Below are 25,199 nucleotides of genomic sequence, written 5' to 3'. Positions count from 1 at the left end.
TGGGGCGCTGACAGCGCCCCGCCGGGCAACAGAAAAGGCCCCGGGCGCTGAGCACCGGGACCTTCCTGAGCGGAGACGGAGGGATTTGAACCCTCGAACGGATTGCTCCGTTACCACCTTAGCAGGGTGGCGCACTAGACCTGACTATGCGACGTCTCCTCGCAGGCTCGACGGGAGGGCCTGCGTCGCCCAGGGTACAAGGGCGCCGCCGCGAGACCAAACCGCCGGGCCCGACGGCGTCGCGCCGCCGTCCGTGCCTAGCGCTCGAACGTCCACTCGCGGTCCGTGAGCATGCGGGCCACGGCGAGACCGATCGCGAGCGCGACGATCACCAGCCCGGCCTCGACGGCGTAGGCGAGCGCCTGCGCCGTCGCGCCGGTGTTGAACTCGTAGACCGCGCGGTACGCCGTGACCCCCGGGACCATGATGACGACCGCCGGGACCGACACCGTGATGCGCGGGACGCGCAGCGCCGGGGCGACCGTGGCCGCGAGCAGGCCCACGAGCAGCGCGGCCGCCGCCGCGGCCGCCTGGGGCACGACGTCGGCGTCCACGAGGAGCAGCCGCCCGACGTTCGCGACCATCCCGATCGACGCGGCACCGAGCGCCATGGCCCACGGGCTGTTGAACATCAGGGCGAACCCGAGCACCCCGAGGAAGCTCGCGACGCTCCGCAGGCCGAGGAACAGCGGCTCCGCGAGACCGGGCGGCGGCACCGGGTCCGGGGCGAGCCCCGCCGCGGCCGACACCCCCCACACGGCCAGCGCGGCCGAGGCGAGGATCATGAGCGCGTACGTCACCCGGGCGACCCCGGCGGAGAAGTCGAGCTTCGCGAGGTCGAGCGCGCCCGTGACGAGGGCGAACCCGGGCACGAGGAAGAGCACCGCGGAGACGTACCCGGCCTCGTGCCCGCCGTCGACGCCCGCGAGCGCCGACAGCGCCAGGACGAGGACGAGGTAGGCGAGGCTCGCGACCGCCGCCGCGAGCATCGTCACGCCGAACTGGTTGATCCCGCGGTGCAGCATCGCGCGCCGCACGCCCTGGCCCAGCGCCGCGGCGACGAGCACCGCGCCGCACTCGACCGGGCCGCCGTTGTTGAGGAACGCGAAGGCCGCGCACGCGATCCCCGCCCACAGGGCGTTGAGGAGAGCGCCGTACAGCGGCGGTCGGCGCGCGATGCGGTCGAGCTCGGCGTCGACGGCGTCGAGGTCCGCACCCGCCGGCAGGGCCGCGGAGAACCGCTCGAGCTGCGCCAGGCGGTCGGCGTTGATCCCGATGGACCGGACCTCGGTGAGCTCGGTGCGGAAGATCGGGCCCCGGTACGACGTCGCCGTGATCTCCGTGAGCGTCACGTGGGCGGCGATGTGGTCGAGCCCCAGCGCCCTCGCCGCGCGGGTCATGTGCGACTTCACGCGGTAGCTGCCCGTACCCGCGGAGAGCGCGAGGCGGCCGATCCGCAGCACGGTGCCCGACCGGCGGATGAGGTCGACGGGCTCGAGACCGGCCTCGTCGGCCGGGGAGGGCTCAGGGGTCACGAGGCCATGATCCCGTACGCCTCTCCGCCCGGCACTCGCCGAAGGTCCCTCCGCGCGGGGCCCGCGGGCCGCGACCGCCGCGATATCGTCCGGCCATGGTCGAAGAGGCGCGCGACACGGGCGTGACAGACGCAGCACCCGGGCCAGCACCGGTGCGCTGGCGGGTAGGGCCGTCCGGCCTCCGCCGGGCCCTCGACCCGTTCGTCGCGGGCAAGGAGGCCGACCTGCCCTACGTCGTCGTCGACGACCGCTCTCGCGAGCAGACGGACGTCCTCGACGAGCTTCTGCGCCGCGCCTTCCTCGACTGGGGGCCGCCGGAGCATCCGCCCGACCCCGGCGAGCGCCCAGGAGCTCACGCCCTCGAGCCGTGCACCCGGTCCCACGCCGAGCGTGTCCTCGTGCGAGCGTTCCACCGGCACCTCGCCTACCACGACGTGCGCATGCCCGTCGCCAAGGCGGCAGCGGCCGCCGCACTTCTCGTCGGGCAGATGCCGTCGGACGCGCGGTGGTCCACCAACGTCGTCCTCTGCCCGGACGACGGTCCGGTCGACGAGATCCGCGGGTGGTCGTCGGTCAGCCCCTACACGTTCGATCTCGCGGTCGTCGGCACCTCGGCGGACCGGACGCTCGCCGTGCTCGACGTGGACGAGGACTGACGGCACGACGCGGGGCCCGGTCTCCGGTGCCCCGCGTCGGAAGCGGAGGGCGAGGGATTCGAACCCCCGGTGCGTTGCCGCACAACGGTTTTCAAGACCGTCACATTAGGCCGCTCTGTCAGCCCTCCCGGCGAGCCATTGTGGCATGCCGTGCCGGTGCACGACGACGGCGGGTCACCCCATGGAGGGCGACCCGCCGTCGTGCGGTCGTGCCGAGTGGCGACGGGCCGTCAGGCGGCCCCGCGGAGCTGGCGCATCGCGAGCTGGACGAGCGCGATGAGCGTCTGCTTGGTCGCCGCCCGCGAGCGGGCGTCCGTGTAGAGCATGGGCACGTGCGTGGGGATCTGCAGCGCCTCGCGCACGTCCTCGAGCTTGTGCTTGGCCACGCCGTCGAAGCAGTTCACGCCCACGACGAACGGGATGTTGCGCGACTCGAAGTAGTCGATCGCCGGGAAGCACTGCTCGAGGCGGTCGGTGTCCACGAGCACGACGGCGCCGATCGCACCGCGGACCAGGTCGTCCCACATGAAGAGGAAGCGGTCCTGGCCCGGCGTGCCGAACAGGTACAGCCACAGGTTGCCCGGGAGCGACACGCGGCCGAAGTCCATCGCGACGGTGGTCGTCGTCTTGCGGTCGGAGACGCCGCCCGCGTCGTCGACGCCGACCGAGTGCTCCGTCATCGCAGCCTCGGTGTTGAGCGGCTCGACGTCGGAGATCGACCCGATGAACGTCGTCTTGCCGACGGCGAACCCGCCGGCGACGACGATCTTGACGACCGTCGGCGCCGTCCGTGCGGCCGACGTGGCTGCTGCGGGCTGCGCGGCCGGGGCCTGCGCCGCAGCGGCCGGCTGCGCCGGCGCCACGGAGGGGGCGGGCTGCGCCGGGGCGGCGGGCTGCGCGGCGGCGACGGGCTGGGCCGGGGCGGTCGGTTGTGCCGGGGCGGCGGGCTGCGGCGCGGTGCGCGGCTGAGCGCCTGCCTGAGCGACCGGGGCCGCCGCCGTCGGAGCGGGAGCCGAGACGGTCGGCACCGGCTGTGCCGCAGGTGCCGCCGGGGCGGCGGGGCGGGCCGGGACGGCCGCCGCCGGAGCCTGGGTGGGCACGCCGACCGGCGCGCTCACCGGTGCCCACGCCGTCTGACGGACCGCCGACTGGCCACCGGGCACACCCCCGATCACCCCGGACGGCTGCCCTGCCTGCGGCGCGCTGCCCGAGCCGTCAGAGGGTGGAAATGCCATTGAGAACACTCTCCAAGACGCTCAGGGACAGACCCGAGTGGTTGCTGCCGTGGCCCGTGTGGACGTTGAGCGGGGTCGACGTGTGGACGGTGATGTAGTTGTCCTCCTGGAGGTCCGCGACGAGCACCTTCGTCACACCGAGCGGGAGGCGCAGGAGCGCGGAGAGCTCGGCGATCGAGACGTACGTGTGCGCGGCGTGCTGGAGGATGGAGCGCTTCTCGGGCGGGAGCCCGAAGCTGTTCACGGCGCCCGGCATGACCTCGACGAGCGCCTCGAGCGGGAGGTCGGACGTGGCGGAGCGCACACGACCACCCGTGACCGCGTACGGGCGGACCGTCGCCGCCTCGTACCCGTCGTGTGCTCCCATGCTGCCGAAAGGTACGTTCGTCATCGATCAGTCCTCATCCCACCGGGGCTCGCGTCGCGCCGTCGACGGGAAGGCTACCCCGCATCTCCGAGATGAGCTGCGGCGTCAGTGTCGCCTCGGTGCGGGAGACCAGGAGCGCCATCTCGTAGCCGATGAGGCCGATGTCGCAGTTGGCCTCCGCCACGACTCCCAGGACGGACCCGTTCGAGACGTTCATCAGGAACAGGAACCCGTTGTCCATCTCGATGATGGCCTGGCGGACGTTCCCTCCGTTGAGCTGCCGGGCCGCCCCACGGGTCAGGCTCGACATGCCGGACACGATCGCCGCGAGCTGGTCACCGCTCGTCCGGTCGAGCTGGTCCGACATCGCCATGAGCAGGCCGTCCGCCGACACCACGAGCGTGTGCCGGCTGCCCGGGACCGTCCGCACGAAGTTGTCGAGCAGCCACCCGAAGTTGGTTGCCTCGGTGCTGAGCGCGTTCACTCTTCCTCCTCGTCAGTTGCCGCAGACGGCATGTCGTCACCGCGCCTGCGGCGCTGAATCAGGGACATAATCCATGCCCTGGGGGGTCCAGGTCGAACTCGTCTCGTCCTGGCCCTCGACACGGCCGCGGGCCGTGGCCGACTGGAACGCCGACAGCCGGGCCCGGAGCTGCTCCGGGTCACGGTCGATGCGGGCCGTGAAGCGGTCGACGTAGCCCTCCCGCTCCTCGCCGCGCGCGCGTCGGGTCAGGCCCGCCGCCGTCGTGCCGTCGACCTGGAGGGGCTGGTAGATGCCGTCGTTCGGGTCCGCCAAGGTCGCTTCCTGGAAGTCGGTGCTGCCCTGCAGCAGGGTGGACATCTCCTCGTACAGCACCGCGGACGCCATCCAGTCCGAACGCGCCTCGACCGAGTCGGCGATGTACCCGGCCTCCAACGGTTCGATCGCCTCACCCACCTGCCGCCGGACGAGCGGCGTCGGCGGTCCGTACCCGCCCGCAGCCGGGGTCGGCGCGGCCTCGGGGGCAGCGAAGGACGCCTGCGGCGCGTAGCCGCTGTCCGCGGGCGGCACGTCCTGCACCGGGGCGAGCGTGCGCGTCTCCTGCACCGGGGCGGCGAACTGCTCCGGGGCGAACTGCTCCGGGGTGAACGACGCCGCGCTCGCACCGCCCGCAGGCTGCCCGGTCCGCGGCGCGAACGCCGACGACCGCGCGGGGGCCTGGTGCTCCTGCGAAGGGGCCGCCACCGGAGGAGCAGCGACCGGAGGAGCAGCGACCGGGGACGTCGCGACGACGGGTTCCGGCGTCGGCGCTGCCGGAGCCGGAGCTGCGGGAGCTCCCGCGGGGCGCGACGCCAGGGCCTCGGCGGACGGCCCGGCCGGACGCGCCTGCGGCGTCGCGGTCGTCCGGGGGCGCCGGCCGAAGAGCCCACGCTTGCGCGCCTGGCTCTCGCGCAGCGAGCGACGCGTCGGCAGGTCGGCCATCAGCTCCTCGAAGCGGGGAAGCGCCTCGAAGGTGAGCTCCGCGGGGATGTCCTCCGCCGCCTCGGCCTCGTCGCCCGCCGACACGACGGGGACCGACGCTGCCTCGCCGTGGGCCACGAACGGTGCCGGGGCCTGTACGTGGGCCGGGGCCGGCTCCGCGGCCGCAGGGGCACGCTCGACGAGCGGGACGCGCGCGACGGTCGCCTCGTCCACGGGCTGGGCCGCGACAGCGGGCACGACCCGGGTCGCGTCGAGCGGCGCGTCGGCCACGGACGACGGCGCCCACGCCTCGGCGGCGGGCTCGGGCGTCCACGCCTGCTCAGCAGGCTGCTCGGGCGCCCAGGTGTCGGCAGCCGGCTCCGGCGTCCACGCCTGCGCGGGGGCCGGCTCCGGCGTCCACGTCTGCTCGGCGGGCTGCTCCGGCGCCCACGCCTGCGAGGGGGCCCAGGTGTCCGGGGCCGGCGCGACGGCGGGATCCTGCGGCGTCCACACGTCCTGCTGGACCGGGGTGTCGGCCGGGGCCTCGGAGACGAGCGGGATGTCCGTCGCCGTGACGTCCGGGGCGACGGGAAGCTCCACCGGGTTCTCGGTGGCAGGACGGTCACCGACCGGGCGGAAGCTCGAGAAGAGCGCGCTGCGCGTGCTCACGTCGAGGACCGGGATCTCGGCGGAGACCGGCTCGACGGGGCTCGTGGCCGGGCGCGACCTGCTCGGGAGCGCGGCGCCGGCGTCGGCGACCTCGGCGGGCGGGCTCCACGCCTCGTCCGCCGCCGGGAGCTGCTCCGGCAGTGCCGGCGTGGCGAGCGGGGGCAGGACGATCGCGCCGGTCTGGGGACCCGACGCGAAGGACGCGCTCGGCGCCGCGGCGGCGGGGTCGACCGTGCGCGAGCGACGACGGGGCATCCCGGTCTGCGTGGTGCCGTCCGTGAGCGCGTCGAGGTCGACGGGCACGGCGGCGGGAGCCTCGGGCTCGACGGTCGGGAACGACGCCGTCGCGGCGGGCGCCGGGATCGACGGAGCCGCGACGTCCGCGGCGGGGAGCGCCGGGACGACGCCCGAGCCGGCGAGCTGCTGGGCCGCCGCCTGCGTGCTCGTCTCGAGCGGGTCCGTCGGCTGCGGGAGCGGCACGTTCGAGTCGGGGACGAAGAGGGCGGCCGGGAAGGACACGACGACCTCGGTCCCCTGGTCGTCGCCGCCCGCGCTGAACCGGACCTTCGCGCCGAGACGGTCGGAGAGGCGACCGACGACGAAGAGGCCCAGGCGCTGTGCGCCGACGACGTCCGACGCCGCGTGCGTGGCGACCTTGCGGTTCGCCTCCGCGATCTCGTCCGGCGTCATCCCGAGACCGTGGTCGCGGACCGTCACGTAGACGAAGTTCTCGTCGCGGCCGGTCGTGACCTCGACGGGCGTGTGCGGCTCCGAGAACATCGTCGCGTTCTCGAGGAGCTCGGCGAGCAGGTGGGCGGCGTTGAGCGCGTTGTGCCCCAGCATGAGCGGGTCGACGACCAGGTTCAGGCGGACGCGGTCGTACAGCTCGATCTCGGAGGATGCCGTACGGATGACGTCCGAGGCCGGCATGGGCTGACGCACGCGGCGGCCCGAGTCGATGCCCGCGAGGACGAGGAGGGACTCCGCGTTGCGGCGCATACGCGTCGCGAGGTGGTCGAGGCGGAAGAGGTTGGACAGGGTGCCCGCGTCCTCCTCGGAGCGCTCGAGGTCGTCGAGGAACGCGAGCTGACGGTTGAGGAGCACCTGGTCGCGACGCGCGACGTTGACGAACATCTCGGCGATCGAGCCGCGGAGGGCGGCCTGCTCGCGCGCGACCTTGATGGTCGTCTGGTTCACGTCGTTGAACGCGGTCGCGAGCTGGCCGACCTCGTCCGTGGACTCCACGGTGATGGGCGCCAGGTCGATGCCCGGGCCCTGGCCCGGGACGGCGACCTGCTCGACGAGCCGTGGGAGCTGGTCACGCACGTCCTCGGCCGCGTCGGTGAGGCGGCGCAGCGGGTTGACGATCGCGCGGGCGATGAGACCCGCGACGAGGATCGAGGCGATGACCGCCGCGAGGGTCGCGAGGATCGTGACGACCGCGCGGGTCGTCGCCGCACCCGCGAGGTCGGAGGCCTTCTCCGCGGTGGCGGAGCGGACGTCGTCGCGCACCGGGCTCGTCTGGTCGCGGTCCGCCTGCGACAGGTCCGGCCACTGCGCGGCCTGGCTCGGAGGCGTCGCCTTGGGCCGGGAACCCGCGAGGTTCTGTCGGATCTGGTTGTACGTCGCGCCCGGCGGCACCAGTCGGAAGTCTCCCGGGAGCCGCCGCACGGCCGTGCCCGTGCGCGCCGTGAGGGCATCACCGTTGGTCACCAGGACCGCGGCCTGCTGGCTCGTCTCGTTGCTCTCCTGGCCGACCTGTGCGGCGGCGAGGACCGCACCGGCGAGCGGCTGCTCGAGCGCCTGCTGCGCGAGGAGCTCGTCGAGGAGGACGTAGGCGTCGAGGTACTGCGCGAGGGCGCGGTCCGGGGCGGTGTCGGCGAGCGTCCGGGGCACGTCGAGCGCTGCGTCGATGAGCGCGTTGTACTGCGAGATGCGCGTGAGCTGGCCGATGGACGACCGGTCGATGGACTGCCGGACCGCCGTCAGGTCGTTCCGGTCCGCGATCGTGTCGGCGACCGCCTCTCGCACGCGCGGGTCGAGCGCCGACGTGTCGAGCCTCTCGTACGCGCGGTCGCGCGCGTCGAGCGCCTTGTCCGTCTTCTCGCGCTGCGCCATCATCTGCGCTTCGCTGTCCTCGGTCCCGGCGGTCGCGTCCAGGAAGGAGTACGTGCGCTCGGCCGCGATCTCGGTCCCCGCGACGTCCTGTGCCGCGAGCGCCCCGACGAGCGCGCTCGTCTGGCTGGCGTCGCGCGCCGACCCGATGGCCTGTGCCGAGATGATCGCGGCGGCCGCGAAGAGGACGAGGACGGGCACCGCGAGAGCCGCAAGGATCTTCCCGCGAACGCTCAACCTGCGGAGCATACGAACCTGCCTCCATCACCCTGGTCCACCCGTTCGGCGGCGCGGTCGGCGCGCGTGGCAGCGTCGCCTCCCGGGCTCCGCTCCCCGGTCGTGCGTACTAACTATCGGTGCACATCCCCCGGACACCTAATCCGCGAGGAGCGTGAACTTTCGTCCCCGCTCCCGCGACGCCCCGTCGGCGAACCGGCGCCTCCCGGGCCGTCCGCGTAGTCTCGGCGATGTGCGAGGCGTCACGATATCGGCCCCCGGTGGCCCTGAGAAACTAACGGTTTCCGCGCTCCCTGACCAGACCCCCGGACCGGACGAGCTCGTGGTCCACGTCGCTTCCGCTGGCGTGAACCGCGCTGACCTGCTACAACGCGCCGGATCCTACCCGCCGCCCGCCGGCGCACCCGACTGGCCCGGGCTCGAGGTCTCGGGCACGGTCGCGGCCGTCGGGGAGTCCGTGACGGGGTGGTCCGAGGGTGACCGCGTGGTCGCGCTGCTCGACGGCGGGGGCTACGCCGAGCAGGTACGCGTCCGGGCGACACAGGTGCTGCCCGTCCCCGACGGCGTGGACCTCGTGGACGCCGCCGCGCTCCCCGAGGCGGCGTGCACGGTGTGGAGCAACGTCGTCGACGTCGGTCGCCTGGCCCCGGACGAGTGGCTGCTCGTGCACGGCGGGTCGGGCGGTGTGGGGACCGTCGCCGTGCAGGTCGGCGCCGCGCTCGGCGCCCGCGTGGCCGTCACCGCCGGCGGGCGCGACCGGGCCGACCGGTGCCTCGCGCTCGGGGCGGACCTCGCCGTCGACCACCGCGAGGAGGACTTCGTCGCCGCGGTGCGGGACGCCTCCGGCGGGCACGGCGCGGACGTCGTGCTCGACGTCGTCGGCGCCGCCTACCTGCCGCGCAACCTGGAGGTGCTCGCCACGGGCGGGCGCCTCGTCGTCATCGGCATGCAGAAGGGACGACGCGCGGAGCTCGACCTGGGCCTCCTCCTCGCCCGGCGCGCCACCGTGGCCGGGACGACGCTCCGGGCGCGTCCCCCGGCCGAGAAGGCGCGCATCGTGCACGAGGTCCTCACGCACGTCTGGCCGATGGTGGAGGACGGGCGCGTGCGCCCGGTGGTGCACACGCGTCTCCCGCTCGAGGAGGCCGCGCGTGCGCACGAGCTGCTCGACTCCGGCGCGGTCTTCGGCAAGGTGCTCCTCGTCCCCTGACCACGGCCCGGCACAGGAGATCACGCGCCGTCGGTGCGCGCGTGGGCACCCCGCGCCAGACTGGACCCATGGCTGACGAACCCCGCGACCCCCGCCCCGACGAGCCCACCGCCCCCGAGCCCGTGAACGGTGCGGAGGACGCCGTCGACGACTCCGACGAGCCCGCCCGCTCCACGGTCGTGATGCCGGACGGGACGGGGGTGAGCGTCGTCGAGAGCGACGACTCGACCGACCCCGACCGCAACCCGGCGACGGTCATCGAGGAGCCGGCCAAGGTGATGCGCATCGGCGGCATGATCAAGAAGCTCCTCGACGAGGTCCGGGACGCCCCGCTCGACGAGGCGGCGCGGTCGCGCCTCGCCGAGATCCACGAGCGCTCGCTCACCGAGCTCGAGGACGGCCTGTCTCCCGACCTGGTGGCGGAGCTGCACCGGATCACGCTCCCGTTCTCGGACGACACGGTCCCGACCGACGCGGAGCTGCGGGTCGCCCAGGCGCAGCTCGTCGGCTGGCTCGAGGGCCTGTTCCACGGCATCCAGACGGCGCTCGTCGCCCAGCAGATGGCGGCCCAGGCGCAGCTCTCGCAGATGCGTCGCGCCCTGCCGCCGGGCTCGCTGCCGCCCATGGGCCCCGGCGCGCCGGGCGGGATGCCGGGCCACCCCGGCCGGGCGGACGAGCACGACGGGCGCCCCTCACCGGGTCAGTACCTCTGAGGCACCGCGACCCGCCCGCCCGTCCGGGCCGGGCGCTCAGGCGGGCGGCGGGTCGAGCGGCGCGGCGTCGTCGGGCGGGGTCGCGTCCCGGCCGCCCGGGCGCGCGGCGGTCATGGCGATCGCCCCGGACACCAGGACGAGGCCGACGAGCTCCGGGACCGTGGGCACCTGGCGCAGCACGACGGCCCCGACGACGGCGGCCGTCGCCGGGAGCAGCGCGAGCAGCACCGAGAACGTCGCCGCGCTGACCCGGCGCAGGATGACCTGCTCGAGCGCGTACGGGACGACGGACGAGAAGAGGGCGATCCCGGCGATCGCGACGACGTGCCGCCAGTCGCCGAGCACGGGGACCGCGCCGGGCGCGAGGAACGGCGCGAACACGAGGGCGCCCACGGTCATCGCGACCGCGAGCGACGTCACGCCCGACCCGGAGACGGCGACCCGCCGCCCCAGCAGGATGTACGCCGCCCAGCACGCGGCCGCGACGCCGATCGCGGCCAGGCCGAGCACGGCGTCGTCCCGCGGGAGGTCGGACTCGATCGTCACGCCCGCGAGCAGCACGACCCCCGCCGCGGCGACCCCGATCGCGCCCCGCTCGCGCCACCCGCTGCCCGTGATCGCAGCGACCGCGACCGGACCGAGGAACTCGATCGCGACGGCCGTCCCGAGCGGCAGGTGGTCGATCGCGACGTAGAACGCGAGGTTCATCGCGGCGAGGGCGACGCCGAAGACGGCGACCCACGCGAGGTCGTGCCGGGTCCACCGATGACGCCACGGGCGGCGCCACGCGAGGAGCAGCACCGCGGACGCCGCGATGCGCAGCCACCCGATCTCGATCGCCCCGGCCACGGCGAACAGCCCGACGGCGATCGCCGCGCCCAGGTACTGCGTCAGCCCCGAGACGACGAACAGCGCCGGCACCGGGACGCGGTCGAGGGCGGTGGCGCGAGGTCGGAGCACCTGACGACTCTAGGTGCCGACCGATACGGGGCGGTCTCCCCGAGCACGCGGTCGCGGACCGCCCGAGGAGTCGGACGGTCCGCGACCGCATGCTCGGCGAGGCGGGGCGTCAGCCCTTGACCGAGCCCGCGAGCAGCCCGCGCACGAAGTACCGCTGCAGAGCGACGAACACGACGAGCGGCACGATGATCGAGATGAACGCACCGGCCGTGAGGATGTGCCAGTCGCCACCGCGCGACCCGGCCATCTCCGCCACACGCACCGTCAGCGGGTAGGACGTCGTGTCGGCGAACGTCAGGCCGACGAGCAGGTCGTTCCAGACCCAGAGGAACTGGAAGATCGCGAACGACGCGATCGCGGGCACGAGCAGGGGCAGGAGCACCTGGAAGAAGATCTTGACGTGACCGGCGCCGTCGACGCGCGCGGCCTCGACGAGCGACCGCGGGATGTCCTTCATGAAGTTGTGGAGGAGGAAGATCGCCAGCGGCAGCGCGAAGATCGAGTGGGACAACCAGACGGTCCAGAACGTCCCGTTGAGGCCCACGTTGACGTAGTCGCGCAGCAGCGGGACGAGCGCCACCTGAAGGGGTACGACCTGGAGCGCGAAGATCGCGACGAAGAGGATCTCGCGACCCCGGAACTCGATCCACGCGAAGGCGTACGCCGCGAGGAGCGCGAGAGTGATCGGGATGACGACGGCCGGGAGCGTGATGACGAACGAGTTGACGAAGTAGGTCGACAGGTTGCTCCCGCTGCCGTAGAGCGCCTGGTCGTAGTTGTCGAGCGTGAACTCTGCCTCGCCGTTGAAGAGACCCGGGATGACGGTCCACCAGCCGCTCCGACGGATGTCGAGCTCGGGGCGGAAGGACGTCACGAGGAGGCCGATCGAGGGGATGGTCCACAGGATCGCGATGAGGATCGCGAGGAACGACGCCCAGGGTGAGCTGAGCTTGCCCTTCGCCGCGATCGCTCGCTTCTCGAGTCGAGTCAGCTTGCGAGGGCGGCTCGTCCCTTCGAGCTCCGCCTCTGTGGTGAGATCGGTGTCGGGGACGACCGGAGGGATCGGCGTGCTGGTCATCGGATCTCCTCCGCGAGCCGCATCTGACGGACGTTGTAGACGATGATCGGGATGACCAGGATGAACAGGATGACCGCGAGCGCTGAGCTCAGGCCCTGGTTGTTCTGCCGGAACGCCTGCGTGTAGAACTCGTTCGCGACGACCTGCGTGCCGAACTGTCCACCGGTCATCGTGCGCACGATGTCGAAGATCTTGAGCGTCGCCATCGCGATGGTCGTGAGGACGACGACGAGCGCCGGGCGGACGCTGGGGACGGTGATGTACCGGAACATCCCCCAGCCCTTGAGGCCGTCGAGCCGGGCGGCCTCGACGATGTCGTCGGGGATCGCCTTGATCGCGGCGGAGAGGATCGTCATCGCGAAGCCCGTCTGGATCCAGATCATCACCACGATGAGGAAGAACGTGTTCCACGGCTGGCCGATGAGGAACTGCTGCGGCGGGAGCCCGAGCCACACCAGCACCTGGTTGAGCAACCCGATCTGGTTGACACCGGGCTGGTCGGGCCGGAACTCGTAGACGAAGCCCCAGATGATGGATGCCCCGACCATCGAGATGGCCATCGGGAGGAAGACGAGCGCCTTCGCGAACTTCTCGAAGCGGGAGCGGTCGACGAGCACGGCGTAGACGATGCCGATGAACGTCGACAGCAGCGGGACGACGACGACCCAGATGGCCGTGTTGCGCAGCACGAGCTGGAACTGGTCGGTCGTGAACGCGGTGACGTAGTTGTCGAGCCCGACGAACTCGTTGCCGCGGCGGTCGAAGAGGGAGTTCCAGATGGTGATGAGCGCGGGCCGCACGAGTCCCCAGGCGAGCCCGAGCACCGCCGGACCGACGAAGGCGAGCACGACGACCCAGCGCGGGATCCGCTTGGGCCGGTCCACCGCGAGGAGGATCGCCCCCATCACCACGACGAAGAGCAGCATCGCGAGGAACATCAGGCCGAACTTCTCCACGGGAGAGCTCGGTTCGGTCAACCAGTCCATGGTGGCCTCCGGTCGGGTCGCCCGCGGCATCGAGGGCGAGAGTGGTCTACATCCTGGCCCCGGAAGCGGGGGGCCCGCCACAGTGGGCGGACCCCCCGTCCGGCAGTGCGTGCCTCAGACGGGGAGCGCCCCGTCGGTCTGCCGGGTCAGGACGACGGCCAGGACGCCTCGATCGTGTCGACGACCTCCTGCGTGTCCGAGCCGGTGAACCAGTTGACCATGCCGGTCCAGAACGTCCCCGCACCGACCTCACCGGGCATGAGGTCCGAGGCGTCGAAGCGGATCACGGCGTCCGGGTCGGCGAGGATCTCCGCCGAGAGCTGGTCGAACGAGGTCGCCAGGTTCTCCGGGTCCAGACCGTTGTTGGCGCTGACCCACCCGCCCTGAGGCGTCGTGAGCGCCTTGGTGTTGGCCCAGTCCGCGCTCGAGAGGTAGGTCTGGAAGGCCGCCACCTCGGGGCGGTCGTCGAAGGCCGCGACGAACTCGCCGCCGCCGAGCACCGGCTTGATGTCGGTCTGGTCGGTCGGCAGGTAGAAGGCGTAGACGTCGCCGTCCTCGGCGACCTCCGTGCCCTCGGGCCACTGCGTCTGGTAGAAGTTCGCGGCACGGTGCAGCCAGCAGGTGCCGTCGAGGATCGGGAAGCCCGCGTCGGTCCACGTCGTCGTCGCGATCGAGTCGACGCCGCCCAGACCCGCGTTGACCATCTCGGGGTTCTTGAGGATCTCGCCCGCGGTGTCGAAGGCCTCGACGATCTGCGGGTCGTTGAACGGGATCTCGTGGGTGTACCACTGGTCGTACACCTCGGGCCCAGCGGTCCGCAGGACGACGTCCTCGATCCAGTCCGTCGCAGGCCAGCCGGTCGCGTCACCGGACTCCACTCCCGCGCACCACGGCATGGAGCCGTCCTCGACGATCTGCTCCGAGAGGTCCATCATCTCGGTCCACGTGGTCGGCACCTCGTAGCCGGCGTCCTCGAACATGGACGGCGAGTACCAGACGTAGGACTTCACGTTCGACCCGAGGGGAGCGGCGTAGAACGTGCCGTCGACGGTGCCGTACTCCTTCCACGACTCGCTGAAGAACTCGTCGACGTTCGCGGACGTCTGGTCGGGCGCCGGGACGATCTCGTCCGGGAAGTCCGTGACGATCGTCTTCAGCAGACCGGGCTGCGGCAGGTACGCGATGTCGGGCGCGTTGCCCGCCTGGATCCGCACGAGGAGCTGCGCCTCGAACTCGCGCGACCCCTCGTAGTTGACGGTGACGCCGGTGCACTCCTCGAACGGGTCGTAGGACGCCTCCTGCGTCGCCTGCTCGGGCTCGACGATCGAGGTGTAGACGGAGACCTCCGTCCCCTCGAGGTCACCGAACTCCTCGTACACGCTGCAGTCGATCTCGGGCGTGGCGGCGTCGCCGCCACCGTCACCGCCACCGTCACCTCCGCCGTCCCCTCCGCCGCTGCACGCCCCGAGCACGAGCGCGAGGCTCGCGCCGCCGGCGGCGACCACCAGCGTGCGGCGACGTGCCGCGCTGGTCCTCGTGGTCCTGGTCATGTCAGCCTCCACCTCGTCGTGGGTACGGACGCCGTCACCCCGGTCCGGTGCGGACCGGGCGCATCGCGACGTCGCGAGCGCGGGTGCGCTCTCGCCCTAGGCACCATGCAAGCGGTTGCATCGCGGTGCCGCAAGCACAGGAGAGGCGAGTTTGCGTAACGATTCCGTCACGTGCGCCGGGTACGCGCTCTCTCGGCCCCGCTCCCCTGGCCACGCTCCCACGGGCCGAGCCCGACCGCGCGACGAGGGCGGCGCCGTCTGCTCCTAGCGACGGTCGCGCGGGGGTGCGGTCGAACCACGCCGCACCAGCTCGGTCGGGTAGGTGATGCTCTCCGGCACCGGGGCGCCGTTGATCATCTCGAGGAGGAGGAGCGCCGCGTCGAACCCCTGCTGGTACGCGTCCTGGGCGATCGTCGTCAGCCCGACGAGCTCCCCGAGGTCGTGGCCGTCCACCCCGACGACCGACAGGTCGTCCGGGACCCGCAGCCCCAGGTCGCGCGCGGCGAGGATCGCCCCCATCGCCATCTCGTCCGACGCCGCGAAGACCGCGGTCACGTCCGGCCGGCGGCGCAGGAGCTCCGCGGTGGACTCGCGCCCTCCGGCGACGTCGAAGTCGCCGTTCACCTCGAGGTCCGGCTCGAAGACGATCCCCGCCTCCTCCAGCGCGCGGACGTAGCCCCGCGCGCGCTCGACCGGCGGCGACCACGACGACACGAGGTCCGGCACCCCGGTCACGTGACCGATCACCCGGTGTCCCAGCTCGAGCAGGTGGCGTGTGGCGGCCCGGCCCGTCGCGACGTCGTCGAGGCGGACGGTCACCTGGTCGGCCGGCCCCGACCCGACGAACGCGAGCGGCCGGGCGAGCCCGACGAGCGAGCGCACCTCGTCGTCGTCCAGCGGCAGGCCCACGACGAGCGTGCCGTCCACGCGGTGACGCAGGACGCTCGGGTCCACCCGGCGCCGGGCCGACGCGCGGCGCACGTCGAACGTGTAGAGCAGGACGTCGTAGCCGAGGTCTCGCAGCGCGCGCTCGGCGCCCTCGATGACGTTGGCGAAGAACCACCGGTTGACCCACGGGGTGAGCACGCCGATCGTGCGGGTGCGGCCGGTGGCCAGCGACGACGCCGACGGCGTGGGCACGTAGCCGAGCCGCGCCGCCTCCGCGAGCACGCGCAGGCGCGTCGCCTCCGACACGTTGGGCAGGCCGCGCAGGGCGCGCGAGACGGTCGCCGTGGACACCCCGGCGGCCTGGGCGACGTCGTCGATACCTGCCACGACGGGTGATGCTGCCACGCCCGGAGGCCGCGTGGCGAGGCGCCGTGCCGCATCGTGAGCAGATCGATGCAAGCGCTTGCGCTCCCGGCACCACGCCCCGGGCCGCGGCGGCGGGGCCGGGACCGATATCGTGGGGAGGCCCGCCCGCGCGGCACCGCTCGGCACTTCAGGCGCTGCGCGAGCCGGCCGCGCCGCCGTCGGGCACCCCACCTGCGAACCGGAAGGACCACGATGATCGAGCTGAGGACCCCGCGGGAGATCGACCAGATGCGACCCGCAGGACGGTTCGTCGCCGACGTCCTCACCACGGTGCGCGCCGCCACGAAGGTCGGGACGAACCTGCTCGAGCTCGACGAGGTCGCGCACCAGATGATCCGCGACCGCGGGGCCGAGTCCTGCTACATCGACTACCACCCGTCGTTCGGCGCGAGCCCGTTCGGCAAGGTGATCTGCACGTCCGTCAACGACGCCGTGCTGCACGGCCTCCCGCACGACTACGCGCTGCGCGACGGCGACCTGCTGAGCATCGACTTCGCCGCGTCCGTCGACGGGTGGGTCGCGGACTCGGCGCTGTCGTTCGTCGTCGGCACGCCGCGCGCGGGCGCGCTCGGCGAGGCGGACGCGAAGCTCATCCAGACGACCGAGCGCGCGCTCGAGGCCGGCATCGCGGCCGCGCAGCCGGGCAAGAAGGTCGGCGACATCTCGGCCGCCATCGCCGACGTGGCGCACGCCGCGGGCTACACCGTGAACACCGACTTCGGTGGGCACGGCGTGGGCCGCACGATGCACGGCGAGCCCCACATCCCCAACGACGGCCGCCGCAAGCGCGGGTTCCCGCTCAAGCCGGGCCTCGTCATCGCGATCGAGCCCTGGTTCCTCGAGACCACGGACGAGATCTACACCGACCCCGACGGCTGGACCCTCCGCTCCGCCGACGGGTCGCGCGGCGCCCACAGCGAGCACACCATCGCGATCACGCCCGACGGGCCGGTCGTCCTCACCGCGCGCGAGCCCCGCGACTGAGCCGTCCTCCCCCCCCCGCGTGGGAGTCCCCGGCACCGGGAGGTAGAGCCCCGGTCCGCCGAGGTAGAGCCCTGGTACCGCGAGGTAGAGGCGTGGTACCGCGAGGTAGAGGCGTGGTACCGCGAGGTAGAGGCGTGGTCATGACCACGCCTCTACCTCGGCGGAAGAACCTTCCGGAAGAACGCCGCCGACTCGTCGTAGCCCAGAGCCGCGTAGAACGGCGCGGCGCGCCGAGTCGCGAGAGCGACGTACGCCGCCCCCGCCGCGGCGGCCCACTCCTCGGCCGCTTCCATGAGCAGGCGCCCGGTCCCGCGACGGCGCGCGGCGTCGTCGACCATGACCTCCTCGACCCACCCGACAGGAGCGTTGGCGAAGAGCGTCGCGTGTCGGTGCGCCACGAGGTAGCCGACGACGTCGTCCCCCACCTCGGCGACGAGCACCAGCGCGTCGTCGTCCGCGAGGAGCGACGCGAACGACGCGTCGAAAGACGCACGCTCCGGGACGAACGACGTCGCGAAGGCGACGACGAGCCGCCAGACCGCGTCCGCGTCGTCGGGCAGCGCACCCCGGACGGCCACGCCATCGAGTCGACGTCGAGGCCAGGTCACGACCACGCCTCTACCTCGCGGTACCAGGGCTCTACCTCGGCGACCACGGAGCTACCTCGCGGTCAGGGCAGGAGGCTGCGCAGGATGGGGGCCGCGCCGTCGTCGTCGATCGAGCCGGTGACCTCGTCGGCGGCGGCCTGCACGACGGCGTCCGCGTGGCCCATCGCGACGCCGTGCGCCGCCCAGCGGAGCATCTCGACGTCGTTGCGACCGTCGCCGACCGCGACGGTCCGGTGGGGCTGGACGTGCAGCGCGCGCCGCACGAGCTCGAGGCCGGTCGCCTTCGTGACGCCCAGCGGCGCGATGTCCATCCACGCCGTCCAACCGACGGCGTAGGTCACGTCGTCCAGGCCGAGGTGCTCGACGAGCTCGTGGAACTGCTCGCTCGTCGACCCTGGCGAGCGGACGATCACGCGCGTCACCTCGCCCGACCACAGCTCGTCGAACTCGACGACGCGGTGCACGCCGTCGAGCTCGCCGTCGGGGAAGAGCTCGTTCATGCGGAACCCGACGCCCACGTCCTCGACGGCGTACCGCGCGTCGGGCAGGTGCTCGCGAAGGAGCCGCAGTGCCGGGCCCGGGTCGAACGTCACGACGTCCTCGAGCGCGTACCCGTCCGGCTCCTCCGGGTCGAGCCGCGCGGTCACCGCGCCGTTCGACGCGACGACCCAACCGCGGTCGATCCCCAGGATCTCCGCGACGGGCGTCATCGCGATGAGCGAGCGCCCGGACGCGAGCACCACGTGGTGACCCGCCGCGCGCAGGCCGGCGACGGCGTCGCGCACGTCCTCCGACAGCTCCTGGTCGTACGACATGAGGGTGCCGTCGATGTCGAGCGCGACGAGCATCGGCCCGGACGCGTCGTCCGGGACCAGCGGACCCGTCACGCCACCACCGGCTCGAGCACCTCGAGGCCCCCGAGGTACGGACGCAGGCCCTCCGGTACGCGGACCGAGCCGTCGGCCTGCTGGTGGTTCTCGAGGATCGCGACGATCCAGCGCGTCGTGCCGAGCGTGCCGTTGAGCGTCGCGACGGTGCGCGTCTCGTTCTTGCCGTCGACCTCGACGCGCTCGCGCACGTTGAGGCGGCGCGCCTGGAACGTCGTGCAGTTCGACGTCGACGTGAGCTCGAGGTAGCGCTGCTGCGTGGGCAGCCACGCCTCGCAGTCGAACTTGCGCGCGGCGCTCGACCCGAGGTCGCCCGCGGCGGTGTCGATGACGCGGTACGGCAGGTCGACGAGGCGCAGCATCTGCTCCTCCCAGCCGAGCAGGCGCTGGTGCTCCGCCTCGGCGTCCGCCGGGTCGCAGTAGGAGAACATCTCGACCTTGTGGAACTGGTGCACGCGGATGATGCCGCGCACGTCCTTGCCGTGCGAGCCGGCCTCGCGGCGGTAGCACGCGCTCCAGCCGGCGTAGCGCAGCGGCCCGGCCGACAGGTCGACGATCTCGTTCGCGTGGTAGCCCGCGAGCGCCACCTCGCTCGTCCCGACGAGGTAGAGGTCGTCCTTCTCGAGGCGGTAGATCTCGTCCGCGTGGGCGCCGAGGAACCCGGTGCCCTGCATGACCTCGGGCCGCACGAGCGTCGGCGTGATGACCGGCGTGAACCCGGCCGCGACCGCCGTGTCCATCGCGGCGTTGAGCAGCGCGAGCTCGAGGCGCGCGCCCACGCCCGTGAGGTAGTAGAAGCGTGCGCCCGACACCTTGGCGCCTCGCTCGGTGTCGATCGCGCGCAGGCCCTCGCCGAGGTCGAGGTGGTCGCGCGGGGTGAAGCCCTCCGCGGCGAAGTCGCGGATGGTCCCCTCCTCGCGCAGCACGACGTAGTCGTCCTCGCCGCCGGCCGGCGCGCCCGCGACGACGTTCGAGATGCGGTAGAGCAGCCCGCGCAGCTCCTCCGCCGCGGCGTCGGCGTCGGCCTGGCGCGCCTTGACGTCGGCGGAGAGCTGCTTGGTGCGCGCGAGCAGCTCCTGCTTCTCCTCCCCCTGCGCCTGGGCGACCTGCTTGCCGAGGGACTTCTGCTCGGCGCGCAGGCTCTCGAACTCGCTCAGCGCGGCGCGGTGGCGGGCGTCGGCGTCGAGGGCGGCGTCCACCAGCGCGGGGTCGTCACCACGGGTGACCTGGCTGGCACGGACGATGTCGGGGTTGTCGCGCAGGAGGCGGAGGTCGATCACGCCAGCAGCCTAACGAACTGCGCGCTCCGAGGCCGCAGCCCTTTCCCGCCCCGGCCCCGCTACGGTGTCGCCATGTCCTGGACGCTCTGGCTCGCGATCGCGGCGCTCGCCGTCGCGGTCGTGGCACTCGTGGTCGCGCTGGGCCTGCGCGCGCAGCAGACCCGGCAGCGCCGTGCGCACGGCGACGCGCCGCCCGCCGGGGAGGCCCCGGTCGAGGACGACCCCCGCGAGCTCGTCGCGTTCGTCGCCAACCCGTCGAAGCCCGACGTCGCGGGACTGGAGACGGTCGTCCGTGCCGCGTTCGCGGACGCGGCCCTGCCCGACCCGCTGTGGTTCGAGACGACGGTGGAGGACCCGGGCGTCGGGCAGACGCGCGCGGCGCTCGCGCAGGGCGCGGACGTCGTCGTCGCCGTGGGCGGGGACGGCACGGTCCGTGCGGTCGCCGAGGGCATGGTGGGCAGCGGCCGCACCATGGGCCTCGTGCCCGTGGGCACGGGCAACCTCCTCGCGCGCAACCTCGACCTCCCGGTGGGCGACGCGCGCGCCGCGCTCGCCGTCGTGATCGCCGGGACGGACCGCCCCGTCGACGTGGGCTGGGCCACGGTCCTGCGCTGGGCCGAGGATCCCGACGTTGCCGAGGGGGCGGAGCCCGGGTCCACCAGGGACGTGCGCAAGGAGCACATCTTCCTCGTGATCGCGGGCCTGGGGTTCGACGCCGCGATGGTCGCCGACACGGACGACGACCTCAAGGCGAAGGTGGGCTGGGTCGCCTACTTCGTCGCCGGCATCCGGCACCTGCACGGGCGCCGCATGCGCGCGCAGCTCCAGCTCGACGACACGCCGCCCGTCGACGCGCGCCTGCGCTCGCTCCTCATCGGCAACTGCGGGCGGCTCCCCGGTGGCCTCACCCTCCTGCCCGACGCCGTCATCGACGACGGGATCCTGGACATCGCGGCGATCGACACGCGCGGCGGGGTCGTGGGCTGGGCGCAGCTCTTCGGGGAGGTCGTCATGCAGGGCCTCGGCGTGCGCAACGACCTCCCCGCCAAGATCGGGCGCATCGACCACGCGCGCGCCCGCCGCGTCCGCGTGCGGGTCGAGGGCGGCGAGCAGGCGCAGGTCGACGGCGACGTGCTGGGCCTCGCGGTCGAGATCGAGGCGCGCGTCGACCCCGGTGCCCTGGTGGTGCGCACGGCCTGACGCTCTGCGACGGGGGACGACGCACACCCGGTCCGCGCCGCGCGGTCGGTCCACGCGGTCAGTCCCCGCAGGCGGTCTCCGCGTCGATCGCCGACCGCATGACCGCCGCCGGGGGGACGACCTGCTCCCCGCCGACGCGGGTGAGGGCGGCGAGCCCGACACCGACCATGAGCAGGCGCCCCGCCGCCTCCCGGCGTCGCGCGTCACCCCGGTCGCCGAGGGCGTCCGCCAGGACGTCGGTCAGGAGCCCGAGCGTCTCCACGTAGGCCCGCGCGACGACGGGCCGCAGCTGCGCGTGCGCCCCGGCCTCCGCCCACCGGGCGAGCGCCTGCCCGTCACCCGCGGGCCCGAGCAGGTCCTCGAAGAAGAGCTCGAGCGCGGCGCGGGCGGTGCGACCACGGGCCGCGTCCTCGAACCGGACGATCTCGACGTCCGCGTACCGCCGCCACGCCTCGGCGACGAGCTCGTCCGTCGACGCGAAGTGGTGGTGGATCTGCCCAGGGGACCCGCCGAGCTCGTCGGCGACGACGCGCGCGGTGACGGCCCCGAGACCGTCGCGGCGCACGACGGCCGCGGCTGCGGCGACGATGGAGTCCCGACGCTCCGCGCGCGGCAGGTAGGCCATCAACGACTCCTCGTCCGCGCCGGGGGGGCGCCGTCGGTCAGGGTGTGCAGGAACGCGACGGTACGCGCCCGCAGGCCCTCCCGACGAGCTCGCACGACCTCGTCGGGCGGGGGGTCGATCGGACCGCCCGACCGGACGGTCCGGACGTTGCGGTGGCAGTCGAGGTCGGTGCACAGCAGGAGGCCCACGCTGCTGAGCCGCTTCCTCGGGTCCCGCGACGGCCGGTGCGCCGCGAAGAGCGCGACCTCGTTGAACCGCCGCGAGAACCGGCACAGCGCGCACATCACGGCGCGCGACCCGACCTCGGCGTGGCTCGGGCTCTGGCGCAGGAGCGCCCCGACCGCGCGCCCGTCGACGTCCGCGACGAGGAACGCGCGCGAGGGCGCGCGCGGGTCGCGCCACCCGAGGTAGTCGAGCTCCTCCCAGCGCAGGTCGTCGAAGTGGCCGGGCAGGCGGACCTTCCCCTCCGCCGGGTCGACGTTGACGATCGCGGCCCGCGCCTCGGCGCGGGTCAGCGCGCGCACGGTCGGTCCTGGAAGTTGTACATGGATACAAGTTGTACACGGTGCCAAGTTGGTGCGTCCAGCAGATTGCGCGCAGCCGGCGTGGAGGCCGCGTGAGCGTCGCGCGCGGACCTGCGACGACGCTGCCGCCACGGTCGGGGGCGGCGTGACGCACCCCCGTAGGCTGGTCCGGTGACGTTCCCGGCCGCCGCGCTCCCCCCTGCCCGCACCCAGCCCGCCCGCCGGGACCGGGGCCTCGGGCCGCGGACGGCGGCGCTCGCCACGGCCGTCGCGCTGCTCCTGACGCTCCTCGCCACGGCGGGCCCGGCGGCGGCGACCACCACGGCCGGTTCGGCGGCGGCGGCGACCACCGAGGACACCGTCGCCGCCGGCCCGCTCGCCGCCGATCCCGCGCACGACCCGCGGCCCGTCGTGCTGGTCGCGGTGGCGGGCCTGTACTGGAGCGACGTCTCCCCCACCGCGACGCCCACGCTGTGGTCGATGATCCGCACGGGGTCCGTCGCCTCCCTCAACCTCGGGCGCACGGCGTGCACGACCGACGCGTGGCTCACGCTCTCGGCGGGGCGCATGGTGTCGGCGCAGGCGGACGAGCCGCCCGCGGAGCCGCTCCCCGCCGACGCCGAGGAGCCCGCGAGCGGCTGCCTCCCCCTGCCCGTGCCCGACGTCACGCCGACGGGGGCGACCACGCCCGACGCGCGCCCCGCCGACGTCCCCGGCTGGGCCGTGCTCACGGCACCGGCCGCGGAGGAGACGCCCGCGCAGGCGGCGCGGCACGACCCCGGGACGGCCGCGGCCCGGCTCGCCGAGACAGGGGTCTGCACGACCGCCGTCGGGCCGGGTGCCGCCGTGATGCTCGCGGACGCCGCCGGTCGCGTCGAGCGGTACGCGCCCTCGCTCGCCGCGCTCCCCGACGACGGCCTCGACGCGTGCGACGTGACGGTCGTCGACCAGGGCGAGATCGTCGACTCGGCCACCGGCCGCGGCGAGAGCCTCGACGAGCTCGACGAGGCGCTCGCCCGGGTCATGGACGAGGCCGACCGGGGCACGCGCGTCCTGGTGGCCGGCGTGTCGGCAGGACCGGTCGGCGAGACGGGGCTCCAGGTCGTCGTCGACTGGCGCAAGGGGCAGCCGACGAGCCGCTGGCTCCACTCGCCCAGCACGCAGAAGGACGGCATCGTCCAGCTCACCGACCTGACGGCGACCGTCGTGGAGTCGGCGGGCGGCAGCACGGAAGGGCTCGAGGGCGCCGCCCTGGAGCAGGGCGAGGTGCGGCGCATGGACGTCGCCCGGACGGTCGAGAACCGGCAGTACCTGAACGTCCTCACCAGCACCATCCCCACCCTCTACCCCGTGCTCGTCGGGCTCCTCGTCGGCACCCTGGTCCTCGCGCTCGGCGGCGCCCTGTGGGCGCGTCGCGCCGCCGTCCGCCGCGGGCGCGAGCCCGGCCCGGGGCCGCGCGGCCTGCGCGTGCTCTCCGCCGTGCTCATGGTGGTCGCGGCGGCGCCGGTCGCGGCGTCGCTCGCGAGCCTGTCGCGCTGGTGGGTGTGGAGCGCGCCCGCGCCGGCCCTCACGCTCGCGCTCGCGGTGAGCGCGGTCGTCGTCGCCCTCGTCGCGTGGGTCGTCTCGCGCCTCCTGCCGCGACGCCCGTGGGCACTGCCGTCGGCGCTCGCCGGGGTCACGTGGCTCGTGCTCACCGTCGACGGCGCGACCGGCACGACGCTCCAGCAGGCGTCCCTGCTCGGGACGTCGGCCGTCGTGGGCTTCACGCGCTTCTACGGCTTCAACAACGTCACCTTCGCCGTGTACGCCGTCGCCGGCCTCGTCCTCGCGGGCGGCCTCGCGTCGGCCGCGACCGCCCGCGGACGACGCCGCCTCGCGGCCTGGACCGTCGTCGCCGTCGGGGCGGTCACGGTCGTCATCGACGGCTGGCCCGCGTTCGGCGCCGACTTCGGCGGGATCCTCGCGCTCGTCCCCGCGTTCGCCGTCCTCGCGCTGCTCGTGGGCCGGGTGCGCATCACGTGGCTGCGCGCGCTCGTCGTCGCGCTCGCGACGGTGCTCGTGGTCGTGGTCGTCGCGGTCGTGGACTGGCTGCTGCCGGGCGGGAGGTCACACCTCGGCGGGTTCGTCCAGACCGTCGTGGACGGGGCCGCGCTCGACGTGATCGGCCGCAAGGCGCTCGGCGCGTGGGCCACCCTCGCGAACCCGCTGGGCGCGGTCGCGGCGGTCCTCGTGGTGCTGCTCGCCGTCGCCGTGCTGCGCCCCGAGCGGTTCCGCCTGCCGGAGGTCGCGCGGGCCTACGAGACCTGGCCGCTGCTGCGCCCGCTGGTCGTGGCGCTCGTCGTCGTCGCGGGCGTCGGCTCCGTCCTCAACGACTCGGGCGTCATCATCGCGGTCATGGTCGTGGTCGTCGCGACCGCGATGATCGTCCCCGGCTTCCTCGCGCGCCCCGCGCCCCCGCAGACCGTGCGGGCCGTGCCCGAGCCGGGGATCCGGCGCATGCCGACCATGCTCGCGACCGTGGGGGGTGGGCTCCTGCTCGTCCTCCTGCTCGCCTCGACGGTGCTCGCCTCGTCGGGGCTCCGGCCGGCGGCCAGCGCCGCCCCGGCGGGCGGCGAGGCCTCGGTGACCCGCTCGGACGCGATCGCGACGGACCGGCCGATCGTCGTCGTCGGCACCACGGGCGTCACGTGGGGCGACGTCACGTCGTCGGCCACCCCCACCCTCCACGCCTTGCTCACCGACGGCGCGGGCGCGGGCGGCGTCTCCCAGCCCACGGGGGCGGCGAGCCGCTGCACCGTCGGCGGCTGGCTCGCGCTCTCCGCCGGGCAGCTCGCCGAGGTCGCGACCGAGCGCGCAGCCGACGGCGCATGGGCGTGCCCGACGCCGCAGCCCGCCCCCGACGGCGCGGACGGGGCGCAGGTCGAGGGGTGGGACGACCTGGTCGCCCTCCAGCGCGGCTCGGGCTACCAGGCGCGCCTCGGCGTCCTCGGCGACGCGCTCGCCGCGGCCGGCGCCGACGGAGCGG

20 protein-coding genes, 2 tRNA genes and 1 pseudogene are annotated in these 25,199 nt (G+C 73.8%); 6 read left to right on the top strand and 17 right to left on the bottom strand.

The window, feature by feature from the left end; translation table 11 throughout:
* Positions 1 to 70: 70 nt before the first annotated feature.
* Together CCE02nite_RS16005 and CCE02nite_RS16000 are read right to left on the bottom strand one after the other, a co-directional pair.
* Positions 71 to 159: transfer RNA gene (locus CCE02nite_RS16005), tRNA-Ser, on the bottom strand.
* Between the two features lie 98 nt (positions 160 to 257).
* A complete protein-coding gene (locus CCE02nite_RS16000; RefSeq protein ID WP_141390624.1) occupies positions 258 to 1,535 on the bottom strand; it encodes a threonine/serine exporter family protein in 1,278 nt (425 codons plus the stop codon).
* A gap of 95 nt (positions 1,536 to 1,630) precedes the next feature.
* Between CCE02nite_RS16000 and CCE02nite_RS15995 the strand changes: the two genes are divergently transcribed.
* Entirely contained in the window at positions 1,631 to 2,191 is a 561-nt protein-coding gene (locus CCE02nite_RS15995) for a hypothetical protein (RefSeq protein WP_141390623.1), read from the top strand.
* Between the two features lie 43 nt (positions 2,192 to 2,234).
* Here CCE02nite_RS15995 and CCE02nite_RS15990 read toward each other — a convergent pair.
* The 5 genes from CCE02nite_RS15990 to CCE02nite_RS15970 form a co-directional block, all read right to left on the bottom strand.
* A tRNA-Ser gene (locus CCE02nite_RS15990) sits at positions 2,235 to 2,319 on the bottom strand.
* Between the two features lie 102 nt (positions 2,320 to 2,421).
* Positions 2,422 to 2,958, bottom strand: coding sequence for a GTP-binding protein (locus CCE02nite_RS15985; protein ID WP_141390656.1), 537 nt, complete (start codon positions 2,956 to 2,958; stop codon positions 2,422 to 2,424).
* 448 nt (positions 2,959 to 3,406) lie between these two features.
* Positions 3,407 to 3,793 (bottom strand): DUF742 domain-containing protein, encoded by a 387-nt coding sequence (locus CCE02nite_RS15980; RefSeq protein WP_031317001.1) that lies wholly within the window; start codon positions 3,791 to 3,793, stop codon positions 3,407 to 3,409.
* A gap of 34 nt (positions 3,794 to 3,827) precedes the next feature.
* Complete coding sequence (locus CCE02nite_RS15975; RefSeq protein WP_024839165.1) at positions 3,828 to 4,277, bottom strand: roadblock/LC7 domain-containing protein; 450 nt, start codon at positions 4,275 to 4,277, stop codon at positions 3,828 to 3,830.
* Positions 4,278 to 4,313: 36 nt separating this feature from the next.
* Complete coding sequence (locus CCE02nite_RS15970) at positions 4,314 to 8,255, bottom strand: sensor histidine kinase (RefSeq protein WP_170227342.1); 3,942 nt, start codon at positions 8,253 to 8,255, stop codon at positions 4,314 to 4,316.
* Positions 8,256 to 8,487: 232 nt separating this feature from the next.
* Here CCE02nite_RS15970 and CCE02nite_RS15965 point away from each other — a divergent pair, with 232 nt between their 5' ends.
* Positions 8,488 to 9,465 (top strand): NAD(P)H-quinone oxidoreductase, encoded by a 978-nt coding sequence (locus CCE02nite_RS15965; RefSeq protein WP_141390621.1) that lies wholly within the window; start codon positions 8,488 to 8,490, stop codon positions 9,463 to 9,465.
* A gap of 68 nt (positions 9,466 to 9,533) precedes the next feature.
* Positions 9,534 to 10,178, top strand: coding sequence for a bacterial proteasome activator family protein (locus CCE02nite_RS15960; RefSeq protein WP_304363337.1), 645 nt, complete (start codon positions 9,534 to 9,536; stop codon positions 10,176 to 10,178).
* 36 nt (positions 10,179 to 10,214) lie between these two features.
* Here the strand turns inward: CCE02nite_RS15960 and CCE02nite_RS15955 are convergent, their stop codons facing one another.
* From CCE02nite_RS15955 to CCE02nite_RS15935, 5 genes are all read right to left on the bottom strand, one after another.
* On the bottom strand, positions 10,215 to 11,138 hold the full coding sequence (locus CCE02nite_RS15955; protein WP_141390620.1) for an EamA family transporter: 924 nt from the start codon (positions 11,136 to 11,138) through the stop codon (positions 10,215 to 10,217).
* 109 nt (positions 11,139 to 11,247) lie between these two features.
* Positions 11,248 to 12,216: a carbohydrate ABC transporter permease gene (locus tag CCE02nite_RS15950; protein WP_141390619.1), complete on the bottom strand. Its 969-nt coding sequence runs from the start codon at positions 12,214 to 12,216 to the stop codon at positions 11,248 to 11,250.
* A complete protein-coding gene (locus CCE02nite_RS15945; protein ID WP_141390618.1) occupies positions 12,213 to 13,202 on the bottom strand; it encodes a carbohydrate ABC transporter permease in 990 nt (329 codons plus the stop codon). Before CCE02nite_RS15945 ends, CCE02nite_RS15950 begins: the two co-directional genes overlap by 4 nt.
* A gap of 146 nt (positions 13,203 to 13,348) precedes the next feature.
* Positions 13,349 to 14,752, bottom strand: coding sequence for an ABC transporter substrate-binding protein (locus CCE02nite_RS15940; RefSeq protein WP_141390617.1), 1,404 nt, complete (start codon positions 14,750 to 14,752; stop codon positions 13,349 to 13,351).
* 264 nt (positions 14,753 to 15,016) lie between these two features.
* Complete coding sequence (locus CCE02nite_RS15935) at positions 15,017 to 16,027, bottom strand: LacI family DNA-binding transcriptional regulator (protein WP_141390616.1); 1,011 nt, start codon at positions 16,025 to 16,027, stop codon at positions 15,017 to 15,019.
* Positions 16,028 to 16,258: 231 nt separating this feature from the next.
* Here CCE02nite_RS15935 and map point away from each other — a divergent pair, with 231 nt between their 5' ends.
* The gene (gene map / locus CCE02nite_RS15930; protein ID WP_141390615.1) at positions 16,259 to 17,050 is read left to right on the top strand and encodes a type I methionyl aminopeptidase; all 792 of its coding nucleotides are present in this window, start codon (positions 16,259 to 16,261) and stop codon (positions 17,048 to 17,050) included.
* A gap of 152 nt (positions 17,051 to 17,202) precedes the next feature.
* Here the strand turns inward: map and CCE02nite_RS15925 are convergent, their stop codons facing one another.
* From CCE02nite_RS15925 to serS, 3 genes are all read right to left on the bottom strand, one after another.
* On the bottom strand, positions 17,203 to 17,628 hold the full coding sequence (locus tag CCE02nite_RS15925; RefSeq protein ID WP_255318909.1) for a GNAT family N-acetyltransferase: 426 nt from the start codon (positions 17,626 to 17,628) through the stop codon (positions 17,203 to 17,205).
* Positions 17,629 to 17,720: 92 nt separating this feature from the next.
* Positions 17,721 to 18,506, bottom strand: coding sequence for an HAD family hydrolase (locus CCE02nite_RS15920; RefSeq protein ID WP_141390654.1), 786 nt, complete (start codon positions 18,504 to 18,506; stop codon positions 17,721 to 17,723).
* 35 nt (positions 18,507 to 18,541) lie between these two features.
* Positions 18,542 to 19,825: a serine--tRNA ligase gene (gene serS / locus CCE02nite_RS15915; protein ID WP_141390613.1), complete on the bottom strand. Its 1,284-nt coding sequence runs from the start codon at positions 19,823 to 19,825 to the stop codon at positions 18,542 to 18,544.
* 72 nt (positions 19,826 to 19,897) lie between these two features.
* Between serS and CCE02nite_RS15910 the strand changes: the two genes are divergently transcribed.
* Positions 19,898 to 21,025: a diacylglycerol/lipid kinase family protein gene (locus CCE02nite_RS15910; protein WP_141390612.1), complete on the top strand. Its 1,128-nt coding sequence runs from the start codon at positions 19,898 to 19,900 to the stop codon at positions 21,023 to 21,025.
* A 58-nt stretch (positions 21,026 to 21,083) separates the two neighbouring features.
* Here CCE02nite_RS15910 and CCE02nite_RS20670 read toward each other — a convergent pair whose 3' ends face one another.
* Positions 21,084 to 21,650: a TetR/AcrR family transcriptional regulator gene (locus CCE02nite_RS20670; RefSeq protein WP_034603319.1), complete on the bottom strand. Its 567-nt coding sequence runs from the start codon at positions 21,648 to 21,650 to the stop codon at positions 21,084 to 21,086.
* Entirely contained in the window at positions 21,650 to 22,174 is a 525-nt protein-coding gene (locus tag CCE02nite_RS20665; RefSeq protein WP_174774926.1) for an FBP domain-containing protein, read from the bottom strand. The genes CCE02nite_RS20670 and CCE02nite_RS20665 overlap by 1 nt, the downstream gene beginning before the upstream one ends.
* Before the next feature lie 171 nt (positions 22,175 to 22,345).
* Here CCE02nite_RS20665 and CCE02nite_RS15895 point away from each other — a divergent pair.
* A pseudogene (locus tag CCE02nite_RS15895) lies at positions 22,346 to 25,199 on the top strand (hypothetical protein); the annotation flags it as partial.

It is taken from the genome of Cellulosimicrobium cellulans (assembly GCF_006539945.1).
GTDB lineage: Bacteria > Actinomycetota > Actinomycetes > Actinomycetales > Cellulomonadaceae > Cellulosimicrobium > Cellulosimicrobium cellulans.
This window is presented reverse-complemented; position numbering and strand designations above follow the sequence as displayed.